The sequence below is a fragment of the Amycolatopsis sp. NPDC104863 genome, from assembly GCF_055582965.1.
In genome coordinates, this window is the sequence record NZ_JBVJOW010000001.1 from 2021600 (window position 1) to 2041898 (window position 20299).

General features: G+C 69.8%; 18 protein-coding genes and 4 tRNA genes. 13 read left to right on the plus strand and 9 right to left on the minus strand.

Annotation, left to right across the window (positions count from 1 at the left end):
• Positions 1-116 precede the first annotated feature (116 nt).
• Positions 117-188: transfer RNA gene (locus ACZ63J_RS08975), tRNA-Val, on the minus strand.
• A 389-nt stretch (positions 189-577) separates the two neighbouring features.
• Here ACZ63J_RS08975 and ACZ63J_RS08980 point away from each other — a divergent pair.
• The 4 genes from ACZ63J_RS08980 to ACZ63J_RS08995 all read left to right on the plus strand — a co-directional run bounded on the left by ACZ63J_RS08980 (position 578) and on the right by ACZ63J_RS08995 (position 1359).
• A complete protein-coding gene (locus tag ACZ63J_RS08980; protein WP_033293569.1) occupies positions 578-1003 on the plus strand; it encodes an SsgA family sporulation/cell division regulator in 426 nt (141 codons plus the stop codon).
• A 112-nt stretch (positions 1004-1115) separates the two neighbouring features.
• A tRNA-Gly gene (locus ACZ63J_RS08985) sits at positions 1116-1188 on the plus strand.
• Positions 1189-1212: 24 nt separating this feature from the next.
• Positions 1213-1283: transfer RNA gene (locus tag ACZ63J_RS08990), tRNA-Cys, on the plus strand.
• Position 1284: 1 nt separating this feature from the next.
• Positions 1285-1359: transfer RNA gene (locus ACZ63J_RS08995), tRNA-Val, on the plus strand.
• Positions 1360-1415: 56 nt separating this feature from the next.
• Here the strand turns inward: ACZ63J_RS08995 and ACZ63J_RS09000 are convergent.
• The 4 genes from ACZ63J_RS09000 to mhpA form a co-directional block, all read right to left on the minus strand.
• On the minus strand, positions 1416-1538 hold the full coding sequence (locus tag ACZ63J_RS09000; RefSeq protein ID WP_465398719.1) for a hypothetical protein: 123 nt from the start codon (positions 1536-1538) through the stop codon (positions 1416-1418).
• A gap of 706 nt (positions 1539-2244) precedes the next feature.
• Positions 2245-3279, minus strand: a complete 1035-nt coding sequence (locus ACZ63J_RS09005; RefSeq protein WP_465398720.1) for a VOC family protein — start codon at positions 3277-3279, stop codon at positions 2245-2247.
• Complete coding sequence (locus tag ACZ63J_RS09010; protein ID WP_465398721.1) at positions 3276-4136, minus strand: alpha/beta fold hydrolase; 861 nt, start codon at positions 4134-4136, stop codon at positions 3276-3278. Before ACZ63J_RS09010 ends, ACZ63J_RS09005 begins: the two co-directional genes overlap by 4 nt.
• A gap of 5 nt (positions 4137-4141) precedes the next feature.
• A complete protein-coding gene (mhpA, locus tag ACZ63J_RS09015; RefSeq protein ID WP_465398722.1) occupies positions 4142-5725 on the minus strand; it encodes a bifunctional 3-(3-hydroxy-phenyl)propionate/3-hydroxycinnamic acid hydroxylase MhpA in 1584 nt (527 codons plus the stop codon).
• A 108-nt stretch (positions 5726-5833) separates the two neighbouring features.
• On the opposite strand from mhpA, the gene ACZ63J_RS09020 reads away from it, so the two are divergent.
• Entirely contained in the window at positions 5834-6487 is a 654-nt protein-coding gene (locus ACZ63J_RS09020) for a TetR/AcrR family transcriptional regulator (protein ID WP_465398723.1), read from the plus strand.
• Here ACZ63J_RS09020 and ACZ63J_RS09025 read toward each other — a convergent pair.
• The 3 genes from ACZ63J_RS09025 to ACZ63J_RS09035 are packed head-to-tail and all read right to left on the minus strand — an operon-like array spanning position 6477 to position 12157.
• The gene (locus ACZ63J_RS09025) at positions 6477-7448 is read right to left on the minus strand and encodes an amidohydrolase family protein (RefSeq protein WP_465398724.1); all 972 of its coding nucleotides are present in this window, start codon (positions 7446-7448) and stop codon (positions 6477-6479) included. The two genes, ACZ63J_RS09020 and ACZ63J_RS09025, sit on opposite strands and share 11 nt — an antisense overlap.
• A 30-nt stretch (positions 7449-7478) precedes the next feature.
• Positions 7479-9446 (minus strand): YhgE/Pip family protein, encoded by a 1968-nt coding sequence (locus ACZ63J_RS09030; RefSeq protein ID WP_465398725.1) that lies wholly within the window; start codon positions 9444-9446, stop codon positions 7479-7481.
• The gene (locus ACZ63J_RS09035) at positions 9446-12157 is read right to left on the minus strand and encodes an MMPL family transporter (protein ID WP_465398726.1); all 2712 of its coding nucleotides are present in this window, start codon (positions 12155-12157) and stop codon (positions 9446-9448) included. Before ACZ63J_RS09035 ends, ACZ63J_RS09030 begins: the two co-directional genes overlap by 1 nt.
• A 109-nt stretch (positions 12158-12266) precedes the next feature.
• On the opposite strand from ACZ63J_RS09035, the gene ACZ63J_RS09040 reads away from it, so the two are divergent.
• Positions 12267-12926, plus strand: a complete 660-nt coding sequence (locus ACZ63J_RS09040) for a TetR/AcrR family transcriptional regulator (protein ID WP_465398727.1) — start codon at positions 12267-12269, stop codon at positions 12924-12926.
• Positions 12927-13138: 212 nt separating this feature from the next.
• The gene (locus tag ACZ63J_RS09045) at positions 13139-13972 is read left to right on the plus strand and encodes an SCO6745 family protein (RefSeq protein WP_465398728.1); all 834 of its coding nucleotides are present in this window, start codon (positions 13139-13141) and stop codon (positions 13970-13972) included.
• 133 nt (positions 13973-14105) lie between these two features.
• Here the strand turns inward: ACZ63J_RS09045 and ACZ63J_RS09050 are convergent, their stop codons facing one another.
• The gene (locus tag ACZ63J_RS09050) at positions 14106-15272 is read right to left on the minus strand and encodes an alpha/beta hydrolase fold domain-containing protein (RefSeq protein ID WP_465398729.1); all 1167 of its coding nucleotides are present in this window, start codon (positions 15270-15272) and stop codon (positions 14106-14108) included.
• A 158-nt stretch (positions 15273-15430) separates the two neighbouring features.
• Between ACZ63J_RS09050 and ACZ63J_RS09055 the strand changes: the two genes are divergently transcribed.
• The 6 genes from ACZ63J_RS09055 (at position 15431) to ACZ63J_RS09080 (ending at position 20022) form a co-directional block, all read left to right on the plus strand.
• Positions 15431-16318 (plus strand): dihydrofolate reductase family protein, encoded by an 888-nt coding sequence (locus tag ACZ63J_RS09055; RefSeq protein ID WP_465398730.1) that lies wholly within the window; start codon positions 15431-15433, stop codon positions 16316-16318.
• 189 nt (positions 16319-16507) lie between these two features.
• Positions 16508-16933, plus strand: a complete 426-nt coding sequence (locus tag ACZ63J_RS09060) for a MarR family winged helix-turn-helix transcriptional regulator (RefSeq protein WP_465398731.1) — start codon at positions 16508-16510, stop codon at positions 16931-16933.
• 96 nt (positions 16934-17029) lie between these two features.
• Complete coding sequence (locus ACZ63J_RS09065; protein WP_465398732.1) at positions 17030-17914, plus strand: NmrA/HSCARG family protein; 885 nt, start codon at positions 17030-17032, stop codon at positions 17912-17914.
• The gene (locus ACZ63J_RS09070; protein WP_465398733.1) at positions 17915-18310 is read left to right on the plus strand and encodes a hypothetical protein; all 396 of its coding nucleotides are present in this window, start codon (positions 17915-17917) and stop codon (positions 18308-18310) included.
• Between the two features lie 39 nt (positions 18311-18349).
• On the plus strand, positions 18350-19171 hold the full coding sequence (locus ACZ63J_RS09075) for an aldo/keto reductase (RefSeq protein WP_465398734.1): 822 nt from the start codon (positions 18350-18352) through the stop codon (positions 19169-19171).
• Positions 19172-19245: 74 nt separating this feature from the next.
• Positions 19246-20022 carry a class I SAM-dependent DNA methyltransferase gene (locus tag ACZ63J_RS09080; RefSeq protein WP_465398735.1) on the plus strand — a complete coding sequence of 259 codons (777 nt, stop codon included), beginning with the start codon at positions 19246-19248 and terminating at the stop codon, positions 20020-20022.
• Positions 20023-20299: the final 277 nt, after the last annotated feature.

The window sequence follows — 20299 nt, forward strand, 5'->3', positions numbered from 1 at the left end:
TGCGGCTTTCCTGCCCCCCCACCGCTCTGGGGGTCCCCCCCCCCCCCCCCCCCCAGGACACAACGAGAAGAGCCCTGCTTGCGCATTCCGCAAGCAGGGCTCTTCCGCGATTCGGGTGGGCGATACTGGGATCGAACCAGTGACCTCTTCGGTGTGAACGAAGCGCTCTCCCCCTGAGCTAATCGCCCGCTCGGGTGTTCGGGTAACTGTAGCGCACTACTTCAGGACGCCTGCAAACGGGTGGTCCTCGCCGACCACACTCCGCTTACCGGCGAGTACGGAACGAACAACCCCGAGCTAGCCGGGGTTGTGGCGGCCGGGGGCCGCCCGACACCACGTTCGACATCCGTGCGACGGTGCTATCGCCCGGCGACTAAACCGCGCAGTATGGAGGCGTGGGTCCCGCGGGGCACGCCGGTCTGCTGCGCGCCGCGGGTGATCACGGGGTGACAGACGGGGGCCATGAGTCCGTACGGGTGATCTGTGGCGCATCCGCGACGGATCGGGCCTCCCGATGCGTCCCAGTGGTGACGCCCTCGGCCGGGCCGGGCCGGGAAGGGAGACGAAGGGTAGGACGATGCGCAACGATCACGTGACGCTCCGCTCGACGGCGGTCTTCGACCTGCTGGCGCCGCGGACTCCCGCGGTTCCGGTGAAGGTGGAGCTGCGCTACGACACACGCGACCCGTACGCGGTCGTCGCCGCCTTCCGCACCGGCCGCGCCGGCTGGGTCGAGTGGGTGTACGCGCGTGACCTCCTCGCAGACGGCCTCCTGGCCGACGCGGGTGACGGGGACGTCCGCATCCGCCCTTCGGTCGAGGACCCCGAGTCCGTGCTGATCGAGCTGAACTCGCCCTCCGGGCACGCCATGTTCGAGGCGTCGGCCCAGGAGCTCGCCGACTTCCTCGACCGCACGTACGACGTGGTCCTCCCGGGCAACGAGCACCTGTGGGTCGACGTCGACGACGCGCTCACCCACCTCATCCCGCACGATCTGGCCTGATGACGAGCCCGCAACGGCTGAGTGACACCCCGGTGTCGAAGCCGTTTTCGGGGTCCGATATGGTTTTCCCACACCACGGCGACGGGGGTTCCAACACCCGGAGCTGCGGAGTGCGGATGTAGCGCAGCTGGTAGCGCATCACCTTGCCAAGGTGAGGGTCGCGGGTTCGAATCCCGTCATCCGCTCGATAGGCTCTCGAGGCCTGGCACGGTGGAGTGGCCGAGAGGCGAGGCAACGGCCTGCAAAGCCGTGTACACGGGTTCGAATCCCGTCTCCACCTCGCGCGATTAGCTCAGCGGGAGAGCGCTTCCCTGACACGGAAGAGGTCACTGGTTCAATCCCAGTATCGCGCACCACCTGAAACTGCAGGTCAGAAGCCCTGTCCCTCCCCGGAGGGGCAGGGCTTCAGTCGTCAGATGGCCCTGGTCCGGTGGGACCGCAGGTGCGGGAACCACGACACCAGCTTCGCCCGCTCCCCCGGACAAAGCGTCGCCAGCGACCGTTCCTCCAGGACGTCCAGGATCTGGTTCGCCATCGCCGGCGTCACGTCGTGGACCAGGGCGATGCCCCTTCACCTTCTGGCCCAGCCGCGCCCGCCGTGCAATCTCCCGGATGCCGTCTTCGGTCAGCCACGTGGCGTGGGTGCGCCTGCCCTCGTGGAACGTGAAGATCGGCGGACGCCGCTCCCCGCGCCGGCGAGTCCCTGCAGGAGTTTCGTCCGCCCCTTCTTCGGCCGGGAGTTCCCGCGCCGTGTCGGCGGACGCTGACGGCCATCCGAGTGATGATCACCACCCTCCCGGCCTCCTTTGTAGACTTTCCCGCCAACTTCTTTCAGCGGCGTCCGGAGTCGTACCCCGTGCCGCTGCTGCCCGACGAGTTCACCCCATCGGCCGCCGGTGTAGACATCCACAGTGCGGAGTACCAGGACACCGACGACTCGGGCGTAGTCCTCGTGCGACTCCGAGAGCCACCGCTCGATCTCCACGTAACCGTTGAAGCCGCCGAGACACCGCATCGAGCCACTCTTCAGCGAAGTCCTCGAACTTCTGTTGCTCCGCCCGCCTCACGCGGCGTGGAAATCCTGGGCAACGTCCTCAACGGACAACCGCCGCCGCGGCCGCTTCACCGGCGCCACACGGTCTCGACGACATCGGCACGGGCGAGCCAATAGTGCGACGCATCGTTCGACCGGAACCAGGCCAGAGCCCTTCGGTGATCACCGGGCAAGCCGTGGGCTTCGTTTACCAGCCTTCCGATGGACCGCCGCTGAGGGCGGGAACGGTATTCTCGCGACGGGCCAACGACCGCGCGGCGTTCTTGAATTGGGCGAGTTTTCCGACGACGGTCTCCCCCACCGGCGTGTGCCCCCAGATGCTGATTCCCCGGTACGTGGTGGGTTCCCAGGTCGCTTCGGACTCGGGTCCGATGACGATCGGGTTCCAGCCGACCTCGAGTTCGAAGCCGGACGGGGTGACGCAGTAGTAGGAGAGCTCTCGGTCGTTGGTGTGCTGGCCGACCGACCACGCCATCCGGAAGCCGAGCCGCTTGACCCGGTGGAAGGAATCCAGCATGTCTTCGAGCGTGCCGGCCTGGATGTTGATGTGCTGGCACTTCGTGCGGATCGGGTCGATCTTCAGCCCGCGCAGGTTCGCGATGGCGATCGAGTGATGCCGCTCGTTGACCCGCAGGAACCGGATCTTCATCATCAGGCCGCTGACGTTCTCGTCGATGTAGTCGGTCAGCCGCGAGTCGAAGACCGTGTTGTAGTAGCCGCGCAGCGACTCCGGCTCGCGGGACGTGATCGCGACGTGGCCCATGCCTTTTTCTCCGGTCACCCAGCCGGAGTTCACCATGGCCAGTGGCTCCGGCGTCGTGAGCGGCGCGGTGAAGATCTCCTGGACGATGCCCTTCGGGCCCGGAAACCGCCACAGCCGCTCGACGCCGCGGCGGGCCGCCTCGTCGTCGGAGCCCTCGCGGACCGGCACACCGCGATCGACGACCCGGCGGATGATCCGGTCGAAGGTTTCGTGGTCGTCGATCTGCCAGCCCAGCGCCATCAGGTCTTCGGCCGGACCGCGTCCGATGAGGAACCGGCACTGCCGGTCGTCCAGCCGGAACCGCAGGGTGTCGCGGTCGAGTTCGTCGACGTGCAGGCCGATCGCGTCCTTGCCGAAACGGCGCCAGTCGGTCAGCCGCAGCGACTCCACGACGACGTAACCGAGATGCACCGAACCGAAGACCGATTCGTCGCCGTTCGGTCGGAGGAATCCGTTCATGAAGTCGCTCCGAGAAAGCGCCGGGCGAGTTCGTTGAACAGGTCGGCGCGTTCCCATTGCACCCAATGGCCGGTGTTCGCGACGAGGTAGAGGTCGCAGTCCGGCATCGCGTCGACGAGCAGCTGCCCACCACCGGGCCGGTTGACCTGGTCCGCTGCACCCCAGACCACCAGCGTCGGGTGCGTGACCTTCGCGAGCCGCGAGTCGCGGGTCAGGTCCATCCGCCACAGCGTGCGCACGGCCCGCGGCCCGGACGGCCTGCGCAGCGGCGGACTCGCCACCACCTCGGGGTCGATGCTGGCCTGGTAGCGCAGCTCGATCAGCTCGTCCGGCACGGATGCGCCGTCGTGCACCAGGTAGTCGCGGATGAAGCGCTCGAGCTTGTCCCGGCTCGGACCGGCGCCACCGTAGTACGCGAGCAGTGCGTTCAACCCCTTCGTGGGCAGCGCCCGGGTGGTGCCGATGCCCCCGGGACCCATCAGGATCAGCCGGTCCACCTTCTCCGGCCGGTCCATCGCCAGGCGCAGCGCGGCCGCGCCGCCGTAGGAGTTTCCGACCAGGTGCGCGTGATCCACTCCCACGGCGTCGAGCAGCCCGCCGACCGCCCTCGCCAGGGAGCCGAACGGGTCGCGCTGGTCGATGTGCTTGCCCGAACGTCCGTAGCCGGGCAGATCCGGGACGAGGACGCGATGGGTTTCCGCGAGGACGTCGATGTTGCGGGCGTAGTTGGACATCCCGGTCGCGCCGGGCCCGCCGCCGTGCAGCAGGACCACCGGCGGGCCGTCACCGGCTTCGGTGAAGAAGATGTTTTGGCCGCGGACGCGGACCGACCTTTCGCGCAGCGTTGCGGAACTCATGACGGTTACCTCCGGACGGGCTGGCGGTCAGCGGATGTCGACGTGGCGCAAAGTCCCGTCGGCGGTGAAGACAGCGGTTCCCCCAGGGCGGCCGCCGCGTAGACGACGCAGTCGGGTCGAAGGACGAGCGCGGACGCACGGTGCCGGCGCAGCCAATCGGCAAGTACGTCTCCGTCGTCGACGACGGCTCCGTCCCGGGCGCGTGAGCCCGGGGACAGGATCTCGATCACGGTCGCCCCGGCGCGCGTCCAGGCCGAGGTGTCCGGCGCGGGCCCGTGGTGCACCACGACCCAGCCCGCGCCCAGCACGTCGTCGAGCCGCGCCCGGGCTCCGGCCCCATCCCTGACCCAGGGTTGCGGGATCTTGCGACCCCGCGCCCGGGTCCGGCCATCGGCGAGAAACCCTTGTGCATAGTGCACGTCCGGGATCCACGCCGACTTCTGCAGGCCGCCGCTGAGCGGTCCGATCGACTTCACCCCGCGGAACACCGCGTTGCGGATCGTCGTCAGCAGCGGTCGCCGCTCGGTGATGATGCGCCCGACCGCCACGGCCCGCCGGGTCATCCCTCGGACGTGCGGCTGGCGTTCGGTTTCGTAGGAGTCCAGAACCGACTCGGGCAACCGGCCCGACACCACGCCCGCGAGCTTCCAGCACAGGTTGCCCGCGTCCCGGACGCCGGCCGCCATTCCCTGGCCGATCCAGGGCGGCATCACGTGCGCGGCGTCACCGGCGAGGAAGATCCGACCGGCCCGCCATCGTGAGGCGAAGCGGACATGGTGGCGGTAGACGACTGCGCGGAGGATCTTGACCTGGCGTTCGGTGATGCCCTGCCTGCCGAGCAGCCGCCAGACCGCGGCGTCGGTGACCAGTTCCTGCTCGTCTTCCCCCGGCAGGACCGGGAATTCCCAGCGGTGGTGGCCCAGCGGGGTCGGGCAGTCCACCGCGGGACGGCTCGGGTCGCAGTGGAACCGCAGGCGGTCATGGGCCGGCCACTCGGACCGGACCTCCGTGTCGATCACGACCCAGCGATCCTCGTAGGTACGGCCGTCGAAGCCGATGCCCAGCTGCCCGCGCACCGGGCTCGAACCGCCGTCGGCCGCGATGACGTAGGAGGCGCGGACCCGGGTGAGGGTGTCCTCGCCCAGGCGGGCGAGCAGCAGCTCGACGCCGCCGGCGTCCTGCTGGACCCGCAGGCATTCGTGTTCCAGCAGGACCTCGACGTTCGGGTAGCGCGTGACGCCGTCGCGCAGGGTCTGCTCGAGTGCGGGCTGGTAGATGAACAGCTGCGGCGGGTGGCCGTGGCCACGCGGCTGCGGGGAGGCACTGATGAAGGATTCGCCGTCGGCGTCGACGAAATCGACCGCCTTGTCGGCGAGCATGTCGGCTTTGAGCTGCTCGGCCAAGCCGGCCTGCTGCCAGATCCGCAGGACCTCTTCGTCGGTCGAGATGGCTCGCGCCCGGCTGTAGATCGAGGCGTCGCGCTCGATGACGACCACCGACAGCCCGCTCGCTCCGAGCAGGTTCGCGGCGGTGACCCCGGTCGGGCCGTAGCCGATCACGGCGACGTCGTAGCACTGACGATCCGTCACGTCGACAGCCTCCTTGCTGTAGCGATCACTACGGTAACTCCTGTAATGGTCGCTACAGTAAGCTGGCGTGCAGACGCCGTCAAGACTCGACCGAAACCGGAGATGACCATGACCGACGACCGCGGCACACGCCGCCGGCGGGCGAACGGCGAAGAGTCCCGCCGCAAGATCCTCGACGCCACCGTCGAAGTCGCAGGCGAACGTGGCTACGAGGGAACGAGCATCGCGCTGGTCAGCAAGAAATGCGGACTGCCGGCGAGCTCGATCTACTGGCACTTCAAGGACAAGGACGAGCTGATCGCCGCGGTCATCGAGCGCAGCTTCGGCAGCTGGCTCTCCGCCTTGTCCCTCCCGGGCGAAGAGCACGGCCAGCCCGTCGAGCGGGTCACCGAAATGGCCCGCCAGGTCGCCAAATCACTGGTGGAGACGCCCGAGTTCCTCCGGCTGGGTCTCATGCTCACCCTCGAGCGGCGCCCGGAAGAACCCAGTGCCCGCACCATGTTCCTCCAGGTGCGCGACACCGCCGCCCAGCGGATCACGGCCGTGATCGGTGACTTCCTCCCCGATCTCGACGACGGCTCGGTCCGGTTGCTGACCACCTACGCCATGGCCGGCGCCGACGGGCTGTTCATCGCCAAGGAAATCGGCGGCGACAGCGTGGACCTGCTGCGCCTGTTCGAACTGCACGCCCACGTCCTGTTCGCCGCGGCGGCGCACCTGTCCGCCGGCGCGCCACCGCCCCCAGGCCTGCTCAGCTCTTGAGCCGGGGAAAGAGGCTCTCGGCGTTGCCACGATCGATCGCGGCGCGCAGGTTGCCGTCGAGCGGGTACTGCTCGTAGGTCTTGTTCATGAACCCCACCGCGACCGCCGGGGCGAAGGGGAAGTCGCTGCCGTAGGTGATGTGGTCCGGGTCGGCCACCTCCAGCAGGCTCGGCAGGGCCGAGGGCGACGCCGAAAGCGCGATGTCGTAGTAGAACTGGCGCAGCACGGCGAGCTGCTTGGGCACCTGGCGCTTCTGGTCGAGCAGCGTCCACGCCTGCTGCGCCTTGTTCTTGGTGTTCATCATCGTGAGCAGGATGCGGTAGGAGATGTAGGGCACGAACCCACCGGCGTGGGCGAGGATGAACTTGATCCCCGGGTACTTCGCCATCGAGCCGGACAGGATCAGGCTGATCGCCGTGCGGGTGGTGTCGAGCAGGAAGTCCGCGGTGAACGTCGGGATGCCTGGGACCTCCGGCCCGGGCAGCTCGCCCGGGTGCACGAACACGGCCGCCTGACGCTCGTGCAGGAACTTCAGCAGCGGTTCGAAGCCGGGGTCGCCGAGGTAGCGGCCGTCGTTGTTGGCCAGCAGCACGATCCCGTCGGCGTGCAGGGTGTCGAGCGCATACTCGGCTTCGGCGAGCGCACCTTCGACGTCGGGCAGGGTCAGGGTCGCGAAGAAGCCGAACCTGTCCGGCCGGTCGGCGACCGCCGAGGCCGCGTACTCGTTGACCTCGCGGGCCCAGCGACGGGCCTCCGGGACGTCGCCGAAGTAGACGCCCGGCGTGGACAACGACAGGATGCCGGTCTGGACGCCGTGGCCGTCCATGAACTTCAGCGCCGCCGAGGCCGACCAGTCCGGCAGGTCGACGCCACCGGGCCGGATTCCCTTGTCGTGCATCCAGTCCGCGTAGCGGGGCGGTACGAGGTGCTGGTGGGTGTCGATGCGCCGGGCACGGCTCATGAGCGAACTTCCTTTCCTGCGAATGAAAAACTATGCCGTCAGCAGCGGCTGGGTGCCGCGGAGGCGGATGCTCTTGGCGGACAGGTACCGCCGGCGGTCGGTCACGAGAATCGACACGAGGGTGCCGACGACCAGCCAGGCGGCGAGCTGCGCAACGCCCGTGGTGAGCCCGGTGCCGTCGGTGGCGGTGGCTCGCAGGGCGAGGATCGCGCCGTGGGTGGGCAGGTAGCCGGCGATCGTGTACAGCGGGCCCGGCAGCGTCGAGACGACGCCGGTGGCGCCGGCCAGGACGAGGACGGCCAGCGACGCCAGCCGCCCGGCGCGACCGAAGATCGCCGTCGCTGCCTGGTTGAGGGCGACGAACGTCGAGGCGGCCAACAGGGCGATCAGCAGGAACCCGATCGTGCCGGCGAAGCCGAGCTTCAGGACAGGGACGGCGATCGCAGTGATGGCCAGTGCGGCGAGCGCGGCAGCGGTCGCGCCCGGAATCGCCGCGCGCAGGATGATCCGCCAGGTCGGCTCGCGCGCGACGAGCACCGCGTCGGGGACGGCTCTGGTGACGATGTAGGTGGCCAGCGCCAGCGCCCACAGGGCCAGCGCGGCGAACAGCGTGACCGTGAGTGTGCCGATCGGGGTGGTGTCGGTGGTCGCGGTGCTGGGTTCGGCGGCGACCGTCTTGAGGTGCGCGCGTTCGGCGTCGGTGTAGCTCGGCACCTGGTCGCGGCCCTTGTCCAGCTGGGTGGCGAGTTGCTGGGCGCCATCGTCGACCTTTGTGGCGCCGTCCTTCAGCTGCCCGGCTCCGGACGCGAGTTTCTGCGCGCCGACGTTCGCTTGCCGGACGCCGGTGTCGAGCTGACGTGCGCCGTTGGCGGCGGACGCGATGCCGCCCGCGAGTTCAGCGGACTTGCCGGCCAGCTGGGCGTTGCCGTCGGCGACCTTCCGCGCCCCGGTCGCGAGAGCCTGGATGGAGTCTCGGGCCTTGACGGCGTTGGCGCGGACGGCGGCCTTCGCGTTGTCGATCTTCTGCGCGTCGGCGGTGAACCGGCCTGCGGTCTGGCGCAGGTCGGCGCAGAACGAGGCCGAGCCTCCGCGGTGGGCGCATTCGTCGGCGAGCTGCTGGAACTGCTTCGCTGCGGCGTTCGCGGAGGGCAGGGCGTCGATGGCGGCGATGATGCGGTTCGCGAGCGGCACGACCGTGCCGGCGAGCTGTTCGTTGCCGTCGGCGACCTGGTGGGCGCCGTCGGCCAGCTGCCGGGTCAGAGCGGGCAGCTGCGCGGTGTCGCGCTGGGCCTGGGTGAGCCCGGCGGACAGCTTGCCGGAGCCGGTGGCCAGTTGAGCGGTTCCGTCGGCGAGCTGGTCCGCGCCCGTGCTCAGCTGTCCGGCGGCGTCGGCCAGCTGGTGGGTACCGTCGGCCAGCTGCGCCGCGCCGTCGGCGGCTTGCCCGACCTGCTTGTGGATCGTCGTGAAGCCGACGTAGACGTTGTCCAAATAGGTCTGGACGACCTGCTGGTTCAATGTCCGTTGCGTGGCCTGCGCGATCTGGTCGGTCAGCCCGGAATCGCTGACACCGGCGGCGCCGGAGGCCTGGATTCGAAGCTGCGCTTGCCGGGCGTCGAGCGGTTTCCCGGTGGCGGACGACGTGGCGCGGGCGGAGAAGTCTTTCGGGATCGTCACGGTGGCTGCGTAGCTGCCGTCGGCGAGCCCCGCGGCGGCGTCGTCGGCGTCGGTGAGCACCCAGGTGTAGGCGGAGTCCTCGCTGTGGGTGAGGTCGCCGGCGAGCTGCCGGCCGAGCGGGATGGTCTGGCCGCTGACCTGGACCGGTTCGTCGTTGTTGACGACGGCGGCCTTGGCGGTGCCGTGGTTGGCCTCCGGCGTCCAGAACGCCCAGGTGAGCAGGCCCATGATGATGAGCGGCACGGCGATCAGGCCGGTCCAGGTGCGCCAGGTCAGCGGGCCGGTGGCCAGGGCGCGGGCGGAGTTCGCGAACGGCTTGAGCATCAGCGGACCTCGGCGGGCTGGGCGGTGGTGAGGGCGTGCAGCTGGGTGGTTCCGGCCGGCAGCAGGTCTCCGATGCGCTCGGGGTCCTGGCAGGTCAGCACGAATGTGGCGGGCCCGGCCGAACGGGTACGGCGGCCGGCCAGGAGAGCGCGCAGCCGGTCACGATCACCGGTGCGGAGCACGAGGTCGACGTCGTCGACGGCGATCATCCGGGCGTCGGCGTCGAGCGCGTCGGCGATCTGCCGGACAGGATCGGCGGTGTCGCGACACGGGATCACGGCGACGTCGCGGCGCAGGGTGTGGGTGTGCTGCGGCAGGACGCGTCCGAGCACCTTCAGGTCGCCGGTGAACTTCGTGACCCGCCCGGCCAAGGTGTAGAGCAAGGCCGACTTCCCGCGGGCGCCGGCGCCGTGCAGCACGAGGACGTTCGCACCCGGCAGATGCAGGTCGACGTCGGCGTAGACCAGGCGGCCCCGGTCGTCCTCCATGCGCAGCCCGCGGGCGCTGATCGCTTCGGTGCTGTCCGGGGCGGGCCAGTCGGCGAGCCGCAGCTCGTGCACCAGCGCGTCGCCCTCGGCGTCGAACACCGGCAGCGCCCGGTCGAGCTTCGGCGGCAGGCCCCAGGCCCGGCGGCCCAGCAACGCCAGCACGGCGGGTACCAGTGTCATCCGCACCACGAAGGCGTCGATGAACACCCCGATGGCCAGGCTGAACGCGATGGGCTTGATGGTGGCGCTGCCTTCGGGCACGAACGCGGCGAACACCGCGAACATGATCACGGCGGCGGCGACCACGACCCGCGACGCCGAGACGAACCCGGATTCGATCGCGTGGTGCGGATCTCCGTGGTGCACGTAGTCTTCGCGGATCCGTGAGACGAGGAAGACCTCGTAGTCCATCGCGAGTCCGAAGAGGACGCCCATCAGGATGATCGGCAGGAAGCTGATCACGCTCCCGGTGTGGGTCACGTTGAGCGCGTCCGCGAGGTGTCCTTGCACGAAAACGAACGACGTCGCGCCGAAGGCCGCGGCGACCGAAAGCAGATAGCCGGCAGTTGCCTTGATCGGCACCCAGATCGAGCGGAACACCATCGCCAGCAGGATCAGCGACAGGCCGACGACCAGGATCCCGAACGGCAGCAGTGCGCTGCCGAGCTGGGCGGAGACGTCGATGCCGACGGCGGTGATGCCGGTGACCGCGGTCTGCGTCCCGTAGGTGTCGAGGAAGTGCTGCTCCTGTCCGCGCAGCCGGGACACGAGGTCGTCGGTCTGGGCGGAGTCCGGCGCGGTGGCGGGGACGACCTGGATGATTCCGGTGTCGCCCTTGGGGTTCGGGGTGGCGAGCGGCACGGAGGCGACGCCGGGGAGGTGCCGGATCTCCTCGGCGATCTTGTTCACCAGGCCGACGGGGTCGGTGCTGGTGATGATGTCGGCCGTGACGATCAGCGGCCCGTTGTAGCCGGGCCCGAAGTGCTCGCTGACGACTTCATAGGTGTCGCGGGCCGGGCTGCCGTGTTCTTCGGTGCCGTTGTCGGGCAACGCCAGCCGCAAGCTCGTGGCGGGGATCGCGCAGACCGCGAGCCCGGCGACGACGACGAGGACGGTGACCAGCGGCGCTTTCGTGGCGGTCCGGACCCACCAGCGTGCGATCCGCGGCTTCTCCCGGCGACGCCGTTTCCGCCGGGGTTTCGGGGTACGCGGGCGCAAGCGCCTGCCGGCGAAGGACATCAGCGCCGGGACGAGCGTGATGGCGATCGCGACCGCCAGCGCGACGGCGACCGCGGCGGCGACGCCCATGGTGGTCAGGAACGGGATGCCCGCCACGGACAGGCCGAGCAGTGCGATGACGACCGTCAAGCCCGCGAAGATGACCGCCGAACCCGCGGTGGCGGTGGCGCGGGCGATCGACTCCTCGACGTCGAGGCCTTCGGCAAGCTGGTCGCGGTGGCGGGAAAGCAGGAACAGGGCATAGTCGATGCCGACGGCGAGGCCGATCATCACCGCCAGCATCGGCGCGGTCGACGAGATCGGCGTGACGACGGTCGCGAGGTAGATCAGCCCGACGGCGATGCCCACGCCCAGGACGGCGGTGACCAGCGGCATGACCGCGGCGATCAGGGACCGGAACATCAGCACCAGCACCAGCAGCGCGATCAGCAGGCCGATCCCTTCGGTCGGGCTGAGCTTCGGCACGCGGTTGGAGAACGCGTCGCCGCCGGTGTAGACCTTCGTCCCGGTCCGCGCACCCAGGTCGTCGGCGATCGCGGACAGCTGGGTTTTGGTGGCCGGGTCGACCTGGGCCAGCTGCACCTTCAACGGCACGGCGACCAGCGCGGCCCGGCCGTCGCCCGACACCGCGCCGTTCACGCTCTTGTCGAACGGGTTCACGACCGTGGCGACCTGGTCGAGCTTCCCGATCCGCGTGACGGCCTCGGCCACCTCGGTCCGGGTTTGCGGCGTGTCGACCTTCGCGCCTTCTGACGCGACGAGCACGAGCTGCGCCGACGTGCCGCTGACCTCCGGGAAGACCCTGCCGAGGTGGTCGAGCGCGTCCTGCGACTCCGAGCCGGGAATGGCGAACGTGTCGTCGGTCCCCTGGTTGACCAGCAGTGCCGCCCCGCCGGCAACCCCGAGCACGACCACCCACAGCACCAGGACAAGCACGCGGGCGCGGGCGGCGGCGCGGCCGAGCCGGTAGAGGAAGGACGACACGAGAGCTCCCAACTCGTCGGATACATGGTGTATCGTAATGCAGGATGTATCCGATGCAACGTGCATCGGGTCACTCCTCCGGGTGAGCGGGGCAAGTAGGGTGGGCGACATGGTGGCCGGCGGCACGGACCTCGCACGTCCGAAGGGCATGACCCGGCGGCGCGCGGAGACCCGGCGGCGGGTCATGGCCGCGGCGTACGAGGTGTTCACCGAACTGGGCATCCGCGATGCGCCGGTCGAGCTGATCTGCGAGCGCGCGGGCTTCACCCGCGGCGCCTTCTACTCCAACTTCGCCAGCAAGGAAGAGCTCTTCCTCGCGATCTACGAGCTCCAGATGGAAGAACGCACCCAGCGGCTGCGCACTGCGGTCGACGAAGCGGTCGACGCGGCGCCGCCGGACGCCGTCGACGAGGTCCTGCGGGAAGCGGGCCTGCTGTTCATGGAGTCGCTGACCGCGGACGAAACCTGGTACCTGCTGAACGTCGAGTTCCGGGCGCAGGCGATGCGCCAGCCCGAGCTGCGCGCGCCGACGGCCGCCGCCGAGACCCGCTTCCACGACGCGCTCGCCGAGATCCTGCAGGACATGCTCAGCCGCCTGAACTTGCGGTTGACCGTCGATCCGCGCAGCGCCGTCGTCACGATCGTTGCGCTGTACGAGACGATGCTCGAACGCGCGATCCTCGACGAGCTCCCCGACCGGGCCGACAGCCGCTACCTGACCGACGTCCTACCCCGGCTGTTCGCCTCCCTGGTCACTCGCAGCGCCTGATCGAACGGCCAGCCGGCATCGCGGTACGGCTTCGTCGAGATCGGCGGGCACGGAGGAAGACGCATGCGTGGTTCCGTCGGGGCGCAGGTTCATGCGGCGATGCGGCCGTCCTGAAATTGGGCGGAAGCCGGGTGTCGAATCGGGAGTGAGCCGTTCGTGGAGGAGGTGAGCGGCCGCCACGAGGGGCGCCGCCGGAACCCACAGGAGACGAGATGTCGCACCCGGAGCCCGTCGCCCGCCGCATGTACGACCTGGTCGAGCCCATCGGCCTGGTGCCCTACTTCGCCGACGAGGCGGACGAGGCCCTGCTGGCGCTGGGACTGCGCAACCCGTGGGACGCCTACTTCGCCGGACGGGCCGCGCCGTTCGGCCGGACGGCGCCGGCCGACGTGGTCCACGCGATCTTCTACAACTTCGCCCCGGGAGAGGTGGCCCGCCATCTCCCCCGGGTGTGGGACCTGACGACCCCCGAGGCGGCGCTGGCCGCCCGCGAACGGGGCTGCGTCACGGGCATGCGGCGGATCCTCGGCGACCTCGCGGACGACCCCGCCGTCGCCCGCGCCGGCGACCTCCTGCTGAAGGCGGCGACCAGCGCACCGACGGAGGGACGCGCCCTCTACGCCGCCCTGCGCGCGCTCCCGGCGCCGCACGAGCCGGTCGCGCGGCTGTGGCACGCTGCCACGCTGCTGCGCGAGCACCGCGGTGACGGCCACACCGTCGCCTTGCTGACCGAGGGCATCGGCGGCACGGAAGCCCACGTGCTACACGCCCTGTCCGCCGACATGCCCGCGAAGGACTTCGGCCGCGTCTGGCACCTCCCCGCCGCGCGGCTGGACGCGGTCATCGACGGCATGCGCGCCCGCGACCTCGTCGGACCCGACGGCTGGCTCACCGCCGCCGGCCGGGCCACGAAAGAACGGGTCGAAGCACTGACCGACCGGCTCGCGGAGGCGCCGTACCACGCACTGAGCCCCGGCGATCTCGACCGCCTCGTCACCGACCTCGAACCGATCTCGGCTGCCTTCCGGGCGGAATTCCCGATGTAGCGGTGGGAGCCCTTTCGCGGCGGGCGACAGCTTGCAGGACCGCACCCAGCAGGTCGACAGCGCAGACCCGAACGTCCTCACATGCCGATGTGCGGACGTTGTCGCTCGTCCGTCGTGGTGTAGTTCCCGGCGCTCAGCCGGCTTCGGCTGTGGTGTCGGTGGCCGGTGCGCGCACGAACTCGGCAACTTGCCCAAGCGCTGTGGCGGCCTCCGGCAGGAATGACCAGAACAGGTGGAACACGTGCGTGCCCACCGGGTAAAGGTCGAGCCGGGCGTCCACGCCATGCTCGGTGGCATGGTCGACGAACCGACGGGTCTCGTGCAGCATCATGTCGCTGGTGCCGGACTGCACGAGCAGTGGCGGCAGGCCGGAGAGATCGGCCTCGAAGACGTTCAACAGCGGATCGGTGTGCGGGTGTTCGCCGACATAGAGCGAAAGCCATTGCGCCACCGGCGTCCCGTCCGGCGGGTCCACGACGTTGACCGACGGGCACAGCAGCACCGCCCGTCCCGGTTGCGGCACCCCTTCCTGGGCGAGCTTCACCATGAGCGACACGGCCAGGCCGCCGCCGGCCGAGTCGCCGCTGATGACCAGTTCGCTCGGATCGGCGCCCTGGTCGAGCAGCCAGCGGTAGGCGAGGAAGGCGTCGTCCAGCGCGGCCGGGAAGGGATGCTCCGGCGCGAGCCGGTAGTCCGGCAGCACCACGGTGGCGCCGGTCGCCGCGGCCAGCGCGCCGGCCAGCGGCCGGTAACCGAACGCGGAGCCGGAGATGAACCCGCCTCCATGCAGGTGCAGCAGGCTCGGCGAGCCGCCCGCGTCCGGTGACACGACCAGCGCGGGCACGCCGCCGGCCTGCACCGGCCGGACGCGAGTGCCCTCCGGCACCGGGAACTGGGCGTTGAGCGCCTCGTACGCCTCCCGCATCTGCGGTAGGCCGGGTTTGCCGTCCTCGGCGACCCCGTCCCACAGCCGCGCGACCCGGGCGGCGATCTCGTCGCCGGCCGAGCGGGTCAGGGCGACCGCGTCCTCCAGGTCAGTCAGCAGTGGCACGGCGGTGCCAAGCAGCGCCTCGCCGGCCAGCGTCAGCTCCACGCGGTGGGTCGAGCGCAGCAGAAGGGGACAGCCGATCAGCCGCTCCAACGCCTGGATCTGCCGGCTGAGCGCCGGCTGCGACACATACAGGCGGGCCGCCGCCCGGCCGAAGTTGAGCTCGGTGGCGACGGCGACGAACGCGCGCAGGTGCTTGAGTTCGATCGCGTCGGTGGCGGGCAGCGGCCTCGTCGACCGCAGATCAGGCATGCCGCCGAGTATCTGTCTTCGGCGGCGTCTGTGTCATACGGACCACGCAAGACGGTGATGCAAGATCGGCCTTTCCCTCGCCCGCAGGCGGCATGGCAGGCTTGGTCGTGGCTGAAGGAACTGGTCAGAGGCGCGCGGAGCTGCATCTGCGGGGTGGCGTGACACGAGTGCACTGGCCCGCACGGCTCATCCCCGCACCGCCGCTGCTGGTGTGGTTCACCGACGGCGGTCCCGCCGCCGAACCGGCCGCGACCGGGGTAGTCGTGATCGCGGCCGGGCCGCGAGACTTCCCGGCCGCGAGGGAGGTCTTGGAATGGTCGGCCGCACACGCCGCGGAGCTGGGCGCGAACCCGGCGCGGCTGCTCGTCGGAGGCGACGGCATCGGCGCCGCCCTCGCAGCAAGGGTCGCCCGGTATGCCCGGGAGCAGGGGTGGCCGCCCGTGCTCGAGATCGGACGCCGCCCGCCGGCCATCGAAACCGTGAAAGCAAAGGACAATCACATGCGCAAACTGGTGTCGAACTTGTTCGTCTCGCTCGACGGTGTCGTCGAGGCTCCCGACAAGTGGTCACTCCCGTACTGGAGTGACGAGATCGCCGCCTCCGTCGACGCCGGCATGGCCGCCGCAGACACCATGCTCCTCGGCCGCGTCACCTACGAGGGCTTCGCGGCCGCCTGGCCCGAGCGCACCGTCGAGGACGACGAAGGCGCCGACTTCATGAACAGCGCCCGCAAGTACGTCCTCTCCACGACACTGTCCGAGGTCACGTGGAACAACTCGACGCTGCTGCCCGACGACCCCGCATCGGCCATCCGGGAGCTCAAGGCGGAATCCGGCGGTGACATCATGACCAGCGGCAGCGGGACCACCGTCCGGTGGTTGCTGTCCGAAGGCCTGGTCGACGAGTTGAAGCTGCTGCTGTACCCGGTCGTGGTCGGCACCGGCAAGCGCCTGTTCCCCGCGCAAGGCCCGAACTTCCCCCTCGCCTTGAAGAGCTCCACGGCCTTCGGCAACGGCGTCGTCCAGCTGACCTATGGACGGATCTGAACGGACCGAACGTCCGGTCATGCCGATGAGCGGTTGCCTCCCGGTCAACACAGCAATCACAGTCCGCCGGGCTCGACGCGGGCCCGCTCGTGAACGCTGACGCCGGGCTTCACCGGCAGGTCAGCGGTCGGGCGGGCCGGCCCGCGGCCGGTAGGCTGGACGTTCGGCATCGGAAGACAGGAGGCGGGCGTGGACTACGGCGACAAGCTTTTCTGGCTCTCGGTCCTGATCCAGCGCAGGTACGCGCAGATCTGCGCCGAATACGACCTGACCCCCTCGCAAGCCACGCTGCTGTGCGCGATCAAAGACGAGCCGAAGCGGATGGCCTACCTCGCCACCTCGCTCGGCATGACCAAGAACGCGCTGAGCCAGCTCGTCGACCGCACCGAGCGGCGCGAACTGGTCAGCCGGGCGAGCTCGGAGCAGGACCGGCGGGTCATCATGCTCGGTGTGACGCCCACGGGGAAGGTGCTCGCCGAAGCCATCTACGCCGAGACGACCAAGCGCCTGCCCGACATCGCGGAGAACCTCGACGCCGACGGCCAGCGCGACTTCGAACGCGTCGCCACCGCCATCGTGGATGCGGCGGGCGTCCCGGGGTCCGCCTCGCCCTGACCCACCGCGCAGCGATCCTGCACACCTTGCCATCAGTTCATGCCATGAACTAATATTGTTCATGGCATGAACCAATGAGAGGCAGGCGACATCGACATGCAGGAAAACGGCACGATCGCGGTCTTCGGTGGGACAGGGCAGCAGGGCGGGGCGGTCGTCGACGCGCTACTCGCCCGAGCAGCGCGGGTGCGGGCCCTCGTCCGCTCCCCCGAGTCCGAGCGGGCGCGGGCGCTGGCCACCCGGGGCGTCGAACTGTCGGCCATCCGGATCGACGACCCGGCGTCAACGGCCGCCGCGCTGGAGTCGGTTGCCGCCTTCTACTTCATGACCCCGGAGGCGAACAGCCTCGAGGAGATCGAGGAGGAAATCCGAGTGGGCACCGCCCTCGTCGATGCGGCGGCCGCGGCACGCGTGCCGCACGTCGTGTTCAACTCGGTTTTCGGGGCGGATCGCGAAACGGGCGTGCCGCACCACGACTCGAAGCACCGGATCGAGGAATACCTGAAGCTTTCCGGCCTGCGGGCCACGATGGTTCGCCCGACCGCCTTCATGGAGAACTTCGCGACCGTGATGGCGCCGAGCCTGGAGGACGGAACGATCGTGCTGAGGCTGCCACTGCCGGACGGCATCGCCCTGAAGATGATCTCGATCAGAGACATCGGCCAGGTCGCCGCCTCGATCCTGCTCGGCACAGCGGACGTGCCGGGCGGAGCAGTCGAGGTCGTCGGCGACGAGCTGACGGGTAGCCGGATCGCCGCCGCGTTCGGCGCACACGCCGGGCTCCCGGCGCGCTACGAGGCCCTGCCACTGAGCGTCCTCGGCAACAACCTCGACAAGGCGATGTTCCGCCAGTTCGCCAATGCGTCCGAATACCCGTCGGACCTCGCAGCCGTGCGGGCGATCGAGCCCGCCACCTGGGACCTGGCCGAGTGGATCCGCTCCACCGGCTGGACAGCGCCCGCGGACCGGGTCCGTTCCTGAGTGCTGCGCGCGGGCCACGTCGCCGAGCCGACCGGGGCCTGGGGCGTTGTGGCGTTGTGGCGCGGACCCGCTCCGGGTATCACCGCGTTGAACCACCACATCACCCAACCCGGGCTCCGGCACACGACGATCGCGCTGCCGGCGGATCTCGAAATCCACGCGGCCGAAGCTGCCCACGCCCTGCGGCGGGTCACCGGCGACCCGACCGCGCTGCTGGCCGCCTTGACCGAACTGGCTCAGCCATTGTCCCGGGGTGAGTGCCGGCCCGTCCGCATCGCCGCACTGCGTCTTCACCGAGGACGAACAGATCAGGACCGCCGCATCCGTGCTGCTCGGCTGATCAACGTTCACCCGCCCACGCCTGACCCGCCTGCGGAAGCCTGCCCTCCGGCTTGACTTGGAGCGCGCTCCAGGCCCTAGCGTCGCCGGAACTTCGTGCTGCGGTCCTGCGAGGCCTCGCTGCTGCGGCTGGGCGTTGACGTGATCGACCTGTACTACGCCCACCGCCCGCCCCAGGACGTGGAGATCGAGGAGACCGTCGGGGCGATGGCCGAGCTGGTCGAGGCGGGCAAGGTCCGCCATCTGGGCTTGTCCGAAGTCGACGGTGAACTGCTGCGCCGGGCGCACGCGGTGCACCCGATCACCGCGGTGCAGAGCGAGTACTCGTTGTGGACCCGCGACGTCGAGGCGGTCACCCCGGCGATGGCCGAGCTCGGCGTCGGGTTGGTGCCGTACTCACCGCTGGGGCGGGGGTTCCTGACCGGCACCCTGGACCGTTCCACGCTGGGCGAGAAGGACTTCCGGCGCACCAACCCTCGTTTCGCCGGCGAGGCGGGCGAGGCCAACGAGAAGATCGCGCAGACCGTGCGCAACGTGGCCGACCGGCTGGGTGCCACCCCGGCCCAGGTGGCACTGGCCTGGGTGTACGCCCAGGCCGAGCGGCTCGGGGTGGCGGTGGCAAGCATTCCGGGCACCCGCAGCCCGGCCCGGCTGGAGCAGAACGCGGCCGCACTCGAGCTCACCCTGGACGCCGAGGCACTGGCCGCGCTGGACCCGCTGAGCGACCAGGTGACGGGCGAGCGCTACACCCCCCGCGCACACCGCCGAAGTCGCTCGGGGCTGACCGGTGCGTACGACGTCGTCGACATCTTGGCCGCCGGTGACTTAGCGGGTCATGACCGCCTGGGAACAGGCCGGCGGTGCCCCGTCTTGCTCTACCGCCAGGACCGCGTCCCGGTTGCCGGCCGACCACGATGATCCGGGTGCGTGGCCTTACCGGGTGTCGAAATTGGGGTGTAGCGCGCACAGTCGCGGGCGTAGCGTCAGCGACCATGATCGGTTCGGCGAACACGGGAGACGACCCGGCGGACGGCTGGTTCCCCGAGAGCGTGGCTGCGGGCTACGACTCGCCGGGTGGTGCGAACGTGCCCGAGGTGGTGACGTCCGCAGTGGATGTCCTCGAGGACTTGGCCGATGGCCCGGTGCTCGAGTTCGCAGTCGGGACCGGGCGGATTGCCGCGCCGCTGGCCGCTCGCGGGGTGCCGGTGAGCGGCATCGAGCTGAGCCGGGCGATGGCGGCGCGGATCGCGGGCAAGCCGGGCGGCGACGCTGTCGAGGTCACGATCGGCGATATGACGACGACGCGAGTGGCCGGTCAGTTCTCGCTGGTCTATCTGGTGTTCAACACCATCAACAACGTGACCACACAGGACGGTCAGGTCGACGTCTTCCGCAATGCGGCAGCGCATCTGCGGCCGGGCGGGTTGTTCCTCGTCGAGGTGGGCCTGCCAGACCTGCGTCGCCTGCCACCCGGGCAGGACACCGTCCCGTTCACCGTGGCGCCCCGCACCGACGGCGGCGGCTATGTCGGGTTCGACCAGTACGACATCGTCACACAACAGCTCACGTCGAACCATGTCACCGTGTCACCGGACGGGGCGGGGCGGTTCCGCCGTATTCCCTTCCGGTATGCCTGGCCGGCCGAGATGGACCTCATGGCGCGCATCGCCGGGATGAGCCTCAAGCACCGCTGGGCGGACTGGGACCGCTCAGAGTTCACTGCTGAAAGCACCAAACACGTGTCGATCTGGGAGGCAGGCCGGATGTGACGGTGTGTCATATCCGGCCTGACCCGCCCCAAGGGCCCGCAGGCGGTTCTTGTTCGCGCAGAGCACCACAATCCCCGGCGGCGGCGCCACGAACCGAGTCCCCGCAGGTGTTTTCGTCCGGCCCTTCATCGGCCGGGAGTCTCCCACCTCGTCGGCGGCCGTCCGAGTGGTGATCACTCCTTTGTAGACCTTTTCTCCTGGCCGTAGGCCATCTACGGACACCCGCCGCCGCGAAAACCATTGGTGCGCGGCTCGTTCCACTGATGGACTGATGTCC

What these genes read in the sequence shown, in the direction of transcription:
- ACZ63J_RS08980 (WP_033293569.1), top strand. Translation starts at nt 578, where the DNA reads ATGCGCAACGATCACGTGACGCTCCGCTCGACGGCGGTCTTCGACCTG.
- ACZ63J_RS09045 (WP_465398728.1), top strand. Translation starts at nt 13,139, where the DNA reads ATGTCGCACCCGGAGCCCGTCGCCCGCCGCATGTACGACCTGGTCGAG.
- ACZ63J_RS09005 (WP_465398720.1), bottom strand. Translation starts at nt 3,279, where the DNA reads ATGAACGGATTCCTCCGACCGAACGGCGACGAATCGGTCTTCGGTTCG.
- ACZ63J_RS09065 (WP_465398732.1), top strand. Translation starts at nt 17,030, where the DNA reads ATGCAGGAAAACGGCACGATCGCGGTCTTCGGTGGGACAGGGCAGCAG.
- ACZ63J_RS09080 (WP_465398735.1), top strand. Translation starts at nt 19,246, where the DNA reads ATGATCGGTTCGGCGAACACGGGAGACGACCCGGCGGACGGCTGGTTC.
- ACZ63J_RS09050 (WP_465398729.1), bottom strand. Translation starts at nt 15,272, where the DNA reads ATGCCTGATCTGCGGTCGACGAGGCCGCTGCCCGCCACCGACGCGATC.
- ACZ63J_RS09010 (WP_465398721.1), bottom strand. Translation starts at nt 4,136, where the DNA reads ATGAGTTCCGCAACGCTGCGCGAAAGGTCGGTCCGCGTCCGCGGCCAA.
- ACZ63J_RS09030 (WP_465398725.1), bottom strand. Translation starts at nt 9,446, where the DNA reads ATGCTCAAGCCGTTCGCGAACTCCGCCCGCGCCCTGGCCACCGGCCCG.
- ACZ63J_RS09020 (WP_465398723.1), top strand. Translation starts at nt 5,834, where the DNA reads ATGACCGACGACCGCGGCACACGCCGCCGGCGGGCGAACGGCGAAGAG.
- ACZ63J_RS09040 (WP_465398727.1), top strand. Translation starts at nt 12,267, where the DNA reads ATGGTGGCCGGCGGCACGGACCTCGCACGTCCGAAGGGCATGACCCGG.
- ACZ63J_RS09000 (WP_465398719.1), bottom strand. Translation starts at nt 1,538, where the DNA reads ATGGCGAACCAGATCCTGGACGTCCTGGAGGAACGGTCGCTGGCGACG.
- ACZ63J_RS09025 (WP_465398724.1), bottom strand. Translation starts at nt 7,448, where the DNA reads ATGAGCCGTGCCCGGCGCATCGACACCCACCAGCACCTCGTACCGCCC.